Origin of the sequence: Saccharopolyspora shandongensis (assembly GCF_900106995.1) — a bacterium.
Taxonomy (GTDB): Bacteria; Actinomycetota; Actinomycetes; order Mycobacteriales; family Pseudonocardiaceae; genus Saccharopolyspora; species Saccharopolyspora shandongensis.
Genome location: NZ_FNOK01000022.1, coordinates 22,646 through 34,696 on the forward strand (window position 1 = coordinate 22,646; position 12,051 = coordinate 34,696).

At 70.0% G+C, this 12,051-nt stretch carries 15 protein-coding genes; 7 read left to right on the plus strand and 8 right to left on the minus strand.

What is annotated here, in order from left to right; genetic code table 11:
* Positions 1-149: 149 nt before the first annotated feature.
* Positions 150-542: a cold-shock protein gene (locus BLW84_RS49945; protein ID WP_093268579.1), complete on the minus strand. Its 393-nt coding sequence runs from the start codon at positions 540-542 to the stop codon at positions 150-152.
* A 242-nt stretch (positions 543-784) separates the two neighbouring features.
* Here BLW84_RS49945 and BLW84_RS46420 point away from each other — a divergent pair, with 242 nt between their 5' ends.
* Positions 785-991 carry a hypothetical protein gene (locus BLW84_RS46420; RefSeq protein WP_143061064.1) on the plus strand — a complete coding sequence of 69 codons (207 nt, stop codon included), beginning with the start codon at positions 785-787 and terminating at the stop codon, positions 989-991.
* A gap of 1 nt (position 992) precedes the next feature.
* On the opposite strand, the gene BLW84_RS22990 is transcribed toward BLW84_RS46420, so the two are convergent.
* On the minus strand, positions 993-1,613 hold the full coding sequence (locus tag BLW84_RS22990; RefSeq protein ID WP_245761320.1) for an HAD family hydrolase: 621 nt from the start codon (positions 1,611-1,613) through the stop codon (positions 993-995).
* A 109-nt stretch (positions 1,614-1,722) separates the two neighbouring features.
* Here BLW84_RS22990 and BLW84_RS22995 point away from each other — a divergent pair, with 109 nt between their 5' ends.
* Positions 1,723-2,697, plus strand: coding sequence for a R2-like ligand-binding oxidase (locus BLW84_RS22995; RefSeq protein WP_093268582.1), 975 nt, complete (start codon positions 1,723-1,725; stop codon positions 2,695-2,697).
* A gap of 42 nt (positions 2,698-2,739) precedes the next feature.
* On the opposite strand, the gene BLW84_RS23000 is transcribed toward BLW84_RS22995, so the two are convergent.
* Positions 2,740-4,308: an AMP-binding protein gene (locus BLW84_RS23000; RefSeq protein WP_093268815.1), complete on the minus strand. Its 1,569-nt coding sequence runs from the start codon at positions 4,306-4,308 to the stop codon at positions 2,740-2,742.
* Positions 4,309-4,480: 172 nt separating this feature from the next.
* Here BLW84_RS23000 and BLW84_RS23005 point away from each other — a divergent pair, with 172 nt between their 5' ends.
* The 3 genes from BLW84_RS23005 (at position 4,481) to BLW84_RS23015 (ending at position 6,173) form a co-directional block, all read left to right on the plus strand.
* On the plus strand, positions 4,481-5,269 hold the full coding sequence (locus BLW84_RS23005) for a PhzF family phenazine biosynthesis protein (protein WP_093268584.1): 789 nt from the start codon (positions 4,481-4,483) through the stop codon (positions 5,267-5,269).
* A gap of 153 nt (positions 5,270-5,422) precedes the next feature.
* Positions 5,423-5,824, plus strand: coding sequence for a YccF domain-containing protein (locus BLW84_RS23010; protein ID WP_177226642.1), 402 nt, complete (start codon positions 5,423-5,425; stop codon positions 5,822-5,824).
* Positions 5,825-5,903: 79 nt separating this feature from the next.
* Entirely contained in the window at positions 5,904-6,173 is a 270-nt protein-coding gene (locus BLW84_RS23015; RefSeq protein WP_245761321.1) for a hypothetical protein, read from the plus strand.
* Here BLW84_RS23015 and BLW84_RS23020 read toward each other — a convergent pair.
* From BLW84_RS23020 to BLW84_RS23040, 5 genes are all read right to left on the minus strand, one after another.
* Positions 6,163-6,927, minus strand: coding sequence for an HAD-IIA family hydrolase (locus tag BLW84_RS23020; protein ID WP_177226646.1), 765 nt, complete (start codon positions 6,925-6,927; stop codon positions 6,163-6,165). The two genes, BLW84_RS23015 and BLW84_RS23020, sit on opposite strands and share 11 nt — an antisense overlap.
* Positions 6,928-6,953: 26 nt before the next feature.
* The gene (locus tag BLW84_RS23025; protein ID WP_093268590.1) at positions 6,954-8,033 is read right to left on the minus strand and encodes a sulfate/molybdate ABC transporter ATP-binding protein; all 1,080 of its coding nucleotides are present in this window, start codon (positions 8,031-8,033) and stop codon (positions 6,954-6,956) included.
* Positions 8,034-8,038: 5 nt separating this feature from the next.
* Positions 8,039-8,830, minus strand: coding sequence for an ABC transporter permease (locus tag BLW84_RS23030; RefSeq protein WP_245761322.1), 792 nt, complete (start codon positions 8,828-8,830; stop codon positions 8,039-8,041).
* A gap of 78 nt (positions 8,831-8,908) precedes the next feature.
* Positions 8,909-9,664 (minus strand): molybdate ABC transporter substrate-binding protein, encoded by a 756-nt coding sequence (modA, locus tag BLW84_RS23035; protein WP_177226643.1) that lies wholly within the window; start codon positions 9,662-9,664, stop codon positions 8,909-8,911.
* Positions 9,661-10,062, minus strand: a complete 402-nt coding sequence (locus BLW84_RS23040; protein WP_093268822.1) for a TOBE domain-containing protein — start codon at positions 10,060-10,062, stop codon at positions 9,661-9,663. The genes modA and BLW84_RS23040 overlap by 4 nt, the downstream gene beginning before the upstream one ends.
* Before the next feature lie 184 nt (positions 10,063-10,246).
* Between BLW84_RS23040 and moaA the strand changes: the two genes are divergently transcribed.
* On the plus strand, positions 10,247-11,305 hold the full coding sequence (gene moaA / locus BLW84_RS23045) for a GTP 3',8-cyclase MoaA (RefSeq protein ID WP_177226644.1): 1,059 nt from the start codon (positions 10,247-10,249) through the stop codon (positions 11,303-11,305).
* A 4-nt stretch (positions 11,306-11,309) separates the two neighbouring features.
* A complete protein-coding gene (locus BLW84_RS23050; protein ID WP_093268595.1) occupies positions 11,310-11,603 on the plus strand; it encodes a MoaD/ThiS family protein in 294 nt (97 codons plus the stop codon).
* The last annotated feature ends 448 nt before the right edge of the window (positions 11,604-12,051 follow it).

Here is a 12,051-nt window from a genome sequence, read left to right on the forward strand (position 1 = left end):
GGGTTCTCAGGGGTCTTCTCGCGAGGACAGCCCCGACGTGGTGAATTGGCATTCATGATGTCGGGGATCCCACAGCGAGAAGGCACCTGAGGTTCCGCCACCCGCACCGCCACGCAAAACGCGCCTGGAAACAGTGTTTGTGCAGCTCGTCAGTTGCCCGGGTCGAGCTCCCTGGCGACCGCGCGCACTACCTCGCCGATCCGCTTCGACATCTTGCGGTCCGGGTAGCGGCCGCGGCGCAGGTCGGGCTGGATCTTCAGCTCCAAGAGCTTGATCATGTCCTCGACCATGCCGTGCAGTTCGTCGGCGGAACGCCGGTGCGCCTCCGCCACCGACGGCAGCGGGTCCAACAGCTTGACCTTGAGTGCCTGCGGGCCGCGGCGCCCCTGCGCCATGTCGAAGTCGACGCGTTGGCCCGTCTTGAGCGCCTCCACACCCGACGGCAGCGCCGAGGACCGCACGTACACGTCCTCCCCGCCGTCCTGGGTCAGGAAGCCGAAGCCCTTCTCCGCGTCGAACCACTTGACCCTGCCGGTCGGCACTGTCCTCACCGTTCCCTGTCGAATGTGCTGGCCCGGTCTCCGGGTCCTCGTCGTCCCTCTGGCTGTTCGCCGAGCGGAACCGAATGGCCCCGGCACGACGAAAGCGCCCCGAAAACGCCGCATTGTTGGGCGCGCCGGGACGCGTCACACCAAGCGTACCGCGTACCCAGCCGATAACACCCGTCCTTATCGACCAAGGCCCGCTGCGACACTCGGCGCAGTCGCTGAATACGCTGCTCAGCATGGCAGCTGCTACGCCCAGGTCCGCGATCCTCCCGGTTTCGATGATCCTGTTCGGGCTGGGCCTGCTCGCGATCATCGCGATCTTCGCGCTGTTCGCCGCCGGCTACGAGAACATGCCGGTCTGGCTCAACCTCGCGACGCTGCTGTGCCCGGCCGGGTTGATCTTCGGCGTGATCGCCACGATCCTGCGCAGCCGCAGGCGCTGATTCAGGCCCGCTGCGCGAGCCATGCCGGGAACTCGGTGAGGTCGCGCAGCGCGACGTCGGCACCGGCTGCCGCCAGCTCGTCGACGCCGTAGGGACCGGTGGCCACGCCGACCGCGACCGCGCCCGCGGCCTTCGCGCCGATGATGTCGCCGAGGTGGTCGCCCACGTAGATCGTCGCGCCCTCCTCGCGCAGCACTTCGCCCTTCGCCGCGGCGAAGACGTCACCGGCGAGCCGGTCGACGTCCCAGCCGAACGCCTTCAGGTGCAGGTCCGCGCTCGGCTCGTACTTCCCGGTGATCACCAGGATCCGGCCGCCCGCTTCGCGGACCGCGTCCAGCGCCCGCTCGGCGCCCGGCATCGGCTCGGTCAGCCCGACCACCACGGCCGGGTAGATCTCGCGGAAGTGGCCGACCAGCCGCTCGACCATCGGCTCGTCGAAGCCGTAGCCGCGCATCGTGTCGGCCAGCGGCGGCCCCAGGTGCGCCGCGACTGCCTCGCCGTCCAGCGACAACGCGAACTCCTCGTTCAGGGCCTCGATCGCGCGGACCACGCCCGGTCGCGGATCGATCAGGGTCATGTCCAGGTCGAAGCCGACCACCGGCGCGCTGCGCTGTTCTGCCACACGCACCACCCTACGTTCGGGTGACGCGCGCCCCCTTGACTCGAAACTGCGCAGTATCGAAAATCACGGTCATAATATTCCTCACAATTTGGCGAGCTGGAGTCGTTCAATGACGAGCACCACCGCGCACCCCGCCCACCGCGAAGGTTTCCACTCACTGCAGGCCAGCGGCCTGAACTGGGACTCGCTGCCGCTGCGGCTGTTCAACAAGGGCAACGCCAAGTTCTGGAACCCCGCCGACATCGACTTCAGCAAGGACGTCGAGGACTGGCAGCGGCTCGACGAGGCCGAGCAGCGCAGCGTGGCGGGCCTGTGCGCGCAGTTCATCGCCGGCGAGGAAGCCGTGACGCAGGACCTCCAGCCGTTCGTGTCCGCGATGGCCGCCGAGGGCCGGTTCGGCGACGAGATGTACCTGACGCAGTTCGTGTTCGAGGAGGCCAAGCACACCCAGGTCTTCCGGCTGTGGCTGGACGCCGTCGGGCTCACCGAAGACCTGCACGGGCTCGTCGAGGACAACCCCGGCTACCGCGAGATCTTCTACCGGGCGCTGCCCGAATCGCTGCACGCGCTGCACGCCGACCCGAGCCCGGAGAACCAGGTGCGCGCGTCGGTCACCTACAACCACGTCGTCGAGGGCACCTTGGCCCTGACCGGCTACTACGCCTGGCACAAGATCTGCGTCAGCCGCGGCATCCTGCCCGGCATGCAGCAGGTCATCCGGCGCATCGGCGACGACGAGCGCCGCCACATGGCGTGGGGCACCTTCACCTGCCGTCGCCACGTGGCCGCCGACGAGCGCAACTGGGACGTGGTGCAGGACCAGATGGCCAAGCTGCTGCCGCACGCCATCGCCCAGGTCGAGTGGATGCCGGAGGACGCGCCCGAGGTGCTGCCCTTCGAGCTGGACAAGGACGAGCTCACGGCCTACGCGTCGGACCGCGCGACCCGCCGCCTCGGCGCGATTTCCAGCGCCCGCGGCGTGCCGCTGGCCCAGATCGACGTCGACGCCTCTCCCGAGCAGCTGGAAGACCAGTTCGGCGCCGAGGACGCCGCCGAACTCGCCAAGCTCGACGCCCAGCGCTGATCCAGCGGTGGGCGCCTTCGACCGAAGGCGCCCACCGCTGGATCAGTCGAGGTCGAGGAGCTTCTTCGCGGTTTCGCGCATCTCGATCTTGCGGATCTTGCCGGTGACAGTCATCGGGAACTCGTCGACGACATGGACGTAGCGCGGCACCTTGTAGTGCGCGAGCTTGCCCGTGCAGAACTCGCGCAGCGTGTCGGCGGTCAGCGGCGTGGAGCCGTCGCGCAGCCGCACCCAGGCCATCAGCTCCTCGCCGTACTTCGCGTCCGGGACGCCGATGACCTGCGCGTCGAGGATGTCCGGGTGCGTGTAGAGGAACTCCTCGATCTCGCGCGGGTAGACGTTCTCACCACCCCGGATGACCATGTCCTTGATCCGGCCGGTGATGCTCACGTAACCGTCCTCGTCCATGACGGCGAGGTCGCCGGTGTGCATCCAGCGCGCCGCGTCCACCACCTCGGCGGTCTTCTCCGGCTGCTCCCAGTAGCCGAGCATCACCGAGTAGCCGCGGGTGCAAAGCTCGCCCGGCGTGCCGCGCGGCACGGTCAGGCCGGTGGCCGGATCGACGATCTTGATCTCCAGGTGCGGCCCGACCCGGCCCACCGTGGACACCCGCCGCTCCAGCGAGTCGTCGGCGCGGGTCTGCGTCGACACCGGCGAGGTCTCGGTCATGCCGTAGCAGATCGACACCTCGCCCATCCCCATCCGGCCGATGACCTGCTTCATCACCTCCACCGGGCAGGGCGAGCCGGCCATGATCCCGGTGCGCAGCGAGGACAGGTCGAAGGAGTCGAAGTCCGGGTGGTCGAGCTCGGCGATGAACATCGTCGGCACCCCGTACAGCGAGGTGCAGCGCTCCGCGGCGACGGCCGACAGCGCCGCCTCCGGGTCGAAGCCCTCCGACGGGATGACCATCGCCGACCCGTGGCTGGTGCACGCCAGGTTGCCCATCACCATGCCGAAGCAGTGGTAGAACGGCGGCACGATCGCTACCCGGTCGACCTCGGTGTAGCCGCACAGCTCGCCGACGAAGAACCCGTTGTTCAGGATGTTGTGGTGCGACAGCGTCGCGCCCTTCGGGAAACCGGTGGTGCCCGAGGTGTACTGGATGTTGATCGGGTCGTCGGCCGACAGCCGGATCGCCGCCAGCCGCTGCGGATCGCCGGTGCCGCCGGCCAGCTCCGCCCACTCCGGGGAGTCCAGGAACACCACCTGCTCCAGGCCCGGGCACTTCCCCCGCACCTGCTCCACCATCGCCACGTAGTCCGACGACTTGAACGACCGCGCCGACACCAGCAGCCGCACCCCGGCCTGGTTGAGCACGTACTCCAGCTCGTGCATCCGGTACGCCGGGTTGATGTTGACCAGGATCGCGCCGATCTTCGCCGTCGCGTACTGGGTGATGGTCCACTCGGCGCGGTTCGGCGCCCAGATCCCGACCCGGTCGCCCTTGCCGATCCCGGCGTCCAGCAGGCCGACCGCCAGCGCGTCCACCTCGGCGACGAACTCCCGGTAGGACCAGCGGCGCCCGGTCGCGAACTCCACGAGCGCGTCGCGGTCGGGGAAGCGCGCCGCCGTCCGGTCGAGGTTCTCGCCGATGGTGTCGCCCAACATCGGCACGTCCGAGACACCCGAGGCGTAGCTGGGCTGAGCTGGTTCGACGGCATCCACGTCGACGACCTCCCGAAACTCAGTGATGCAGGTCACCCATCTTGTCCTGGCCGGATGCCCGTCGACCACCCCCGGATGCGGGTAGTGGCGGGCCGGGGTTGAGTACCGTTCAGGGATGCGTGCTTTCGTCGTGGATTCCTTCACCGACAGCGCCTTCACCGGCAATCCCGCCGGTGTCGTGCTGCTGGACGCCCCTGCCGAGGCGGTGTGGATGCAGTCGGTCGCGGCCGAGCTGCGGCACTCCGAGACGGCGTTCGTCGTGACCGGCGGCCCGGATGACGAACCCAAGCCGCTGCGCTGGTTCACCCCCGAGACCGAGGTGCCGCTGTGCGGGCACGCCACCCTGGCGACGGCGCACGTGCTCGGCGGCGACCAGCGCTTCGACACCCGCAGCGGCGTGCTCACCTGCACCGCGCAGGGCGACGGCTGGATCGAGATGGACTTCCCGGTCGACCACGCCGAGCCGGTGGAGCCGCCCACGGCGCTGGCCGCCGGGCTGCCCGGCATCACCATCGAGGAGGCCGCGGAGGGCGAGACCAAGGTGCTGGCGCTAGCGGCATCCGCCGCGGAGGTCCGCGCGGTGCGGCCGGACTTCGCGATGCTGGCGGACGTCCCATCGCGCGGGGTGATCGTCACCGCGCCGGGAGACCGACCGGGCATCGACTTCGTCAGCCGGGTGTTCGCCCCGCAGGTCGGCATCCCGGAGGACCCGGTGACCGGCTCGGCCCACTGCACGCTGGCGAGCTGGTGGGCGGCGAAGCTCGGGAGGGACGAGCGCGACGCGACGTTCGTCGGCGAACAGGCGTCCCAGCGCGGCGGCATCGTCCAGATGGCCCTCCGAGGAAACCGCGTAGGCCTCCGCGGCCGAGCGGTCACGATCCTCAGCGGGGACCTCCTCGTCTGAGAGCGCCGTTCCGCCAGGTCAGGGCCCGTGCACGTTTCGTGTCGCCATGGCAGCACAACGCACGCACGGTCCCTGACCTGGCCAAACACCGGATCGACACTGATCCACTACCTCGGCTCCGCGGCCGGGTTGGCGGCCTGGCACCGTGGAGGCATGCGGCTACTGCTGAACATCATCTGGCTGGTGCTCTGCGGGTTCTGGATGGCCTTCGGCTACGCGGTCGCCGGGGTCGTCCTGGCGATCACGATCATCGGCATCCCGTTCTCCATCGCGTCGTTCCGGATGGCCAACTTCGCGCTGTGGCCGTTCGGCAGGCGGCTGATCGACGAGCCCACCTCGGGCGCGATGGCGGGTATCGGCAACATCCTCTGGCTGGTGCTGGCCGGCTGGTGGCTGGCGCTCGGGCACATCTTCACCGGCATCGCCCTGTGCGTCACGATCGTCGGCATCCCGCTGGGCATCGCGAACTTCAAGCTCGTCCCGGTCTCGCTGCTGCCGCTGGGCAAGCGCATCGTGGACGCCGACGACGTGTACGCGTTCATGCGCTCCAAGTGACGTACGACACATCGGCGTACGAACGATCGGCCGAATGCAGTCCCACAGTCATCGGGGAATCGGCGACTTGGGGATTCGGATGATCACGGAACTGGAGCTGGAGCGGGTCGCGGCGGCGATCGAACGCGCCTTCCGCGGTCCGGCGCGGCAGGACTGGGCGCACGTCGAACGGCTGCGGCTGCAGGCGGACCTGCTCGACCGCTTGGCGGCGGCGCAGCGCCACTGGTCCGGTTCGCTGAGCCGCCGCGCCGAGCTCGCGCGCGACGCCGCCGAACGCCTGGCCGACGAGCTCAACCAAGTCACCAGCGCCATCACCGCCGGCGACGCCGTCGTGGAGATCAGGCCTTGAACGGATCCAGGACGTGACCGGTGAGGTCGGCGATCGAGTTGATCACCTTCGTCGGCCGGTACGGGAACAGGTCCGCGGTGTGCTCGTCGGAGATCCCGGACAGCACCAGGATCGTCTGCATGCCCGATTCCAGGCCGGACCGCACGTCGGTGTCCATCCGGTCGCCGATCATCAGGGTGTTCTCCGAGTGCGCGCCCAGGTGGCGCAGCGCGGACCGCATCATCAGCGGGTTCGGCTTGCCCACGTAGTACGGCGCGCGGCCGGTCACCCGCTCGATCAACGCGGCGACGGCACCGGTGGCGGGCAGCGTGCCCTCCCGGCTCGGCCCCTTCTCGTCGGGGTTGGTGGCGATGAACCGCGCGCCGCCCTCGACCAGCCGGATCGCCTTGGTTATCGCCTCGAAGCTGTAGGTGCGGGTCTCGCCGAGGATGACGTAGTCCGGATCGCGATCGGTCAGCACGTAGCCGATGTTGTGCAGCGCCGTGGTCAGCCCCGACTCGCCGACCACGTAGGCCGTGCCGCCGGGCCGCTGCTTCTCCAGGAACTGCGCGGTGGCCAGCGCGGAGGTCCAGATCGCGCCCTCCGGGACGTCCAGCCCGGTGCGCGCCAGCCTGGCGCGCAGGTCGCGCGGGGTGTAGATCGAGTTGTTGGTGAAGACCATGAACGGGATGCCGTTCTCGCGCAGCGCCGCCACGAAGGCGTCCGCACCCGGCACCATGTGCTCCTCGTGGACGAGCACGCCGTCCATGTCCATCAGGTACGTCCAGGGGGATGGCTCAGTCACGCCCCAGATGATCCACCTGATGTGGGGTGAATTGCTACTTCGGCGGCCTTCACCACGAACCAGACCTCGTCGTCCGGGGCGAGCCGCAGGTCGGCGACGGCCGCCGGAGTCACGTCGGCGGCCAGCGAGCACTCCCGCACCACGCCGCGCACCCGCACGACGTCGCCGCGCGGTTCGAGCGCCGCCAACCGCACCGGGATCGCGTTGCGCGGGCTGCCGTGCGGGCGCTCGCGGTGCACAGCGACGGCCGACGGCGCGAACACCGCAGCAGCGGCTTCGCCCTGCTCCAGCTCCTCGGCGATCCGGCCGCTGATCGTGCTGTCGCCGAACGAAACACCGTCCGCCGCTGCTACCCCGGGCACCAGGTTCAGCCCGGCCACCCGCGCCGTGAACGCCTCCTTCGGGCGGGCCAGCACCTCGCGGGTCGGGCCCTGCTCGACGACGCAGCCGTCGAGCAGCACCAGGAGCCAGTCGGCGAGCACGACCGCGTCCAGCACGTCGTGCGTGACCAGCACGGTCGGTTTCTCCTGGCGCCGCAGCACCTGGTGCAGCAGTCCGCGCATGGCCGGAGCGGCATCGACGTCGAGCGCGGCCAGCGGCTCGTCGAGCAGCAGCAACCGCGGATTCGCCGCCAGCGCCCGGGCCAGCGCCACGCGCTGCGCCTGACCGCCGGAGAGCTGCCCGGGCTTGCGCTCCGCCAGCCCGGCGACGCCCACCTCGGACAGCCAGCGCTTGGCCGCTTCCCGCGCCTCGGCCTTGCGGACTCCGGCCGCGCGCGGGCCGAATGCGACGTTCTCCAGCGCTGTGAGGTTCGGGAACAGCAGGGCGTTCTGCGCGAGCAGCCCGACACCGCGACGGTGCGTCGGCACGCTGAGCCCGCGCTCGGTGTCCAGCCACGCGGTGCCGTCCAGCTCGACGCGCCCGCGGTGCGGAACGAGCTGCCCGGCCAGCACCGACAGCAGCGTCGACTTGCCCGCCCCGTTCGGCCCGAGCACCGCCAGGACCTCGCCGGGCGCCACCTCGAACTCCGCGCGCAGCGTGAAGTCGGGGCGCCGGAACTCGATGTCGGCGCGCATTCCGCTCACAGCCGTCCCTCCACCGCCTTGGGCCGGGCCACCACGATCACCAGCAGCGCGACCACCACCAGCAGCAACGACATCGCTACCGCAGCGTCCACATCGGACTGCGATGTGGTGTAGATGGCCAGCGGCAGGGTCCGGGTGGTGCCCTGCAAGCTACCGGCGAAGGTGATCGTCGCGCCGAACTCCCCCAGCGCCCGCGCGAAGGTCAGCACCAGGCTCGACCCGAGCGCGGGCAGCAGCAGCGGCACGGTGACGCGCCGGAAGGTCAGCCAGGGCCCGGCGCCCAGCGTCGCGGCGACCTGCTCGTACCGCCCGCCGGCGGTCCGCAGCGCGCCTTCCAGGCCGACCACGAGGAACGGCATCGCGACGAACGTCTGCGCGATCACCACGGCGGTTGTCGTGTACGGCAAGCGGATTCCCACGACGTCGAGCAGTTGTCCGATCGGCCCGGTGCGGCCCAGCAGGTAGAGCAGGGCGAGGCCGCCGACGACCGGCGGCAGCACCAGCGGCAGCAGCACGAAGGCCCGCACCACGCGGAGCCCGCGCATCCGGGACCGCGCGAGCACCAGCGCCAGCGGGCCGCCGAGGAGCAGCGCGAGCGCGGTGGAGATCAGCCCGGTGATCACCGAGAGCCACAGCGCGTCGAGCGCGGCGGGGCTGAGCAGCAGCTCCGGCAGGCGCGCGGGATCGACGCGCGTCAGCAGCCCCAGGACCGGCAGGACCACGAGGGCCAGCGCGAGCACGGCAGGCACCCACAGCACCGCCGGCACCTGGGATGCCCGCAGTTTCAATTGAAACCTCACCTCACACCCGGGTCGTCCGCAGTTTCAATTGAAACTGCGGACGGTCCACACCTGACGGAGCGCTGCTCACGGAGCGCCGAAGCCGTGCTTGCCGAGGACGTCCCGGCCGATCGGGCCGCGCACGAACGCCATGAACTCCGCCGCCAGCTGCGCCTCCGGCGCGGCGGTGACCGTCGCGATCGGATAGGTGTTGATCGCCTGCTGCGACTCCGGGAAGTCCACCGCCTGCACCTGGGCTCCGGCCGCCTTCGCGTCGGTGACGTACACCAGCCCGGCGTCCGCCTCGCCCGCAACGACCTTCTGCAGCACCGACTTCACGTCGCTCTCCTCGCTGGCGGGCTTCAGCTGCACGCCGGAGGCCTGCGCCACCTTCTGCGTGGCCGATCCGCACGGCACCTGCGGCGCGCAGACCACGACCGTCCGGCCGGGCGCCGCGAGGTCGGCGAGCGAGGCGATCCCGGCCGGGTTGCCCGGCGGGACCACGATCGTCAGCTGATTCGTAGCGAGGACCTCCGGCGTGCCGACCAGGTCCCGCACCTTGTCCATGTTCTTGGTGTCCGCCGAGGCGAACACGTCCGCGGCGCGGCCCTGCTTGATCTGCTCGGCGAGCGTCGACGAGCCCTGGTAGTCGAACTGCACCCGCACGTCGGGGTGCTGCTCGGTGAACCGGGTGCCGAGCTCGTCGAAGGACTCGGTGAGGGACGCGGCCGCGAGCACGGTCAGCGTGCGCTGCGGCTGGGCCTGCTGCCCGGCCTGCCCGCACCCGGCCAGCACCACGAGCGCGACCAGCGCGCCGATGATCATCTTGAGCTTCGACATCATCCTTCTCCCGGTGTTTCCACCACGACGTTGGTCGACTTGACCACGGCGACCGCCAGCGCCCCGGGCACCAGCCCGAGTTCGCGCACCGCCTCGGTGCTCATCAGCGAGACGATCCGGTGCGGGCCGCACTGGATCTCCACCTGCGACATGACCCGGTCCGAGATCACCTCGGTGACCAGCCCGACGAGCCGGTTGCGCGCCGACCGGCCGATGCCGGACGGGTCCGGTGTCGAGCGGGCCTGGGCGCGGGCGAACTCGGCGAGCGCGGCGCCGTCCACGGTTAGCCGGCCGGCGGCGTCCCGCTCCGAAGGGAGCTGCCCGCCTTCGACCCACCGGCGCACCGTGTCGTCGCTGACGCCGAGCAGTCCGGCGGCCTCCGAAATCCGATAGTGCGGCACAGCCGCCAACATTACTTCCGCAGCTGCGTGCAAAACCAGCTAAATCGTCCGCAAACCCGGATCTTGCAACGACTTTGTGCCTTCCTCCGACCACTCCGGACGATGCGGCGGATCACTCGGCGATTCCGCACAAATTGGGGCCGCGCGATCGAAATCCACCGCCGCTAGGCGCTAGGGTCGTGGAGTGACCGCGGTGGACCTGGGAATCCCGCTCGTGCGCCGCACGACCGACACGTCCGCACGCCCGGACACGACCCGGCTGGTGGACCGATTCGGCCGCATTGCGACCGACCTGCGCGTTTCCCTCATCGACAAGTGCAATCTGCGCTGCACCTACTGCATGCCCGCCGAGGGCCTGCCCTGGCTGAAGCGCGCGGAACTGCTCGACACCGACGAGATGAACCGGCTGATCCGCATCGCCGTGGAGGAGCTGGGCGTCACCACGGTGCGCTTCACCGGCGGCGAGCCGCTGCTGCGACAGGACCTGGTGGACATCATCGCGGCGACCGCGGCGCTGCCGAGTCGCCCGAAGACCTCGCTGACCACCAACGGCATCAACCTAGGCGGCTTCGCCGAACCGCTGATGCGGGCCGGGCTGAACCGGGTCAACGTCTCGCTGGACACCCTCGACCGCGACGTGTTCAAGCAGCTCACCCGCCGCGACCGGCTGGACGACGTGCTGACCGGGCTCGCCGCGGCGAAGGAGATGCGGATGGAGCCGGTCAAGGTCAACGCGGTGCTGATGCGCGGGATCAACGACCACGAGGCCGGCGACCTGCTGCGCTTCTGCATCGAGCGCGGCTACCAGCTGCGGTTCATCGAGCAGATGCCGCTGGACGCCCAGCACGAGTGGGACTGCAGCCAGATGATCACCGCGGAGGAGATCCTGGACCGCCTCCGCCGCGAGTTCACCCTCGCCCCGGACGTCGCCGAGCGCGGCTCCGCACCCGCGGAGCGCTGGCTGGTCGACGGCGGGCCCGCGACGGTCGGCGTGATCGCCTCGGTGACCAGGCCGTTCTGCGCGGCCTGCGACCGCACCCGGCTCACCGCCGACGGCCAGCTGCGCTCGTGCCTGTTCTCGACGACCGAGACGGACCTGCGCGGGCCGATGCGGGCCGGGGCCGAGGACGCCGAACTGATGCGGCTGTGGCAGGAGACGATGTGGGCGAAGGCCGCCGGGCACGGGATGGATTCGGGCGAGTTCGCCCAGCCGTCCCGGCCGATGAGCGCAATCGGGGGTTGAGCGGATGACGGCTCTGCCGGAGCAGATCGGGACCGTGGCGGTGCAGGTGCGCTACTTCGCGGGCGCCCGCGCCGCCGCCGGAGTTCCGGAGGAGACGGTGCACGTCACGCGCCCGGACGGCGCCGTCGTGACCGCCGCGGACGTCATCGCCGCCGCGCTCGGCCGGCACGACGAGAAGCTGGCGAACGTGCTGCCCGCGTGCAGCTTCCTGCTCGACGGAGTCGCCGTCCGGGACCGCGGCATCGCGGTGCCCGACGACGCGACCCTCGACGTCCTCCCGCCGTTCGCGGGCGGCTGAACCCCCACGTCCGCGGCCTCGCGAGGCGACACTGCATTACTGCGCGCGCGGGCGTGCGCGCGCACGCGAATACAACATGCGTTGGCGTGTCGTACACGCTCAGCCAGGTGACATTTCGGTCTCGCTTCCGACCATGTCGATCTTGACTAACGTGCCGTGTCCTTCGGCAGCCTTAACAGTCCCTGATCTGGCGACACAGATCACTACCGTGCGCATTGACGCGAATCCTCTTCGCTATCACCACGATGGGGTCGTGGCACGCCTGAGCGAAAGCCCGGACGGGTCGCCGGGGCGGCGAACCGCCGCGACGGGGGCGCCCCAGAGGGAGCAATGAGGTGACCCACGACTCACTTACGGTGATCGATATCGGCCTGGAAACGACTTGATAACGACGCTCTGATCAGCAAAAACAACCCGGATCGGAGCATTGATCCCAGTTGTTACGTGA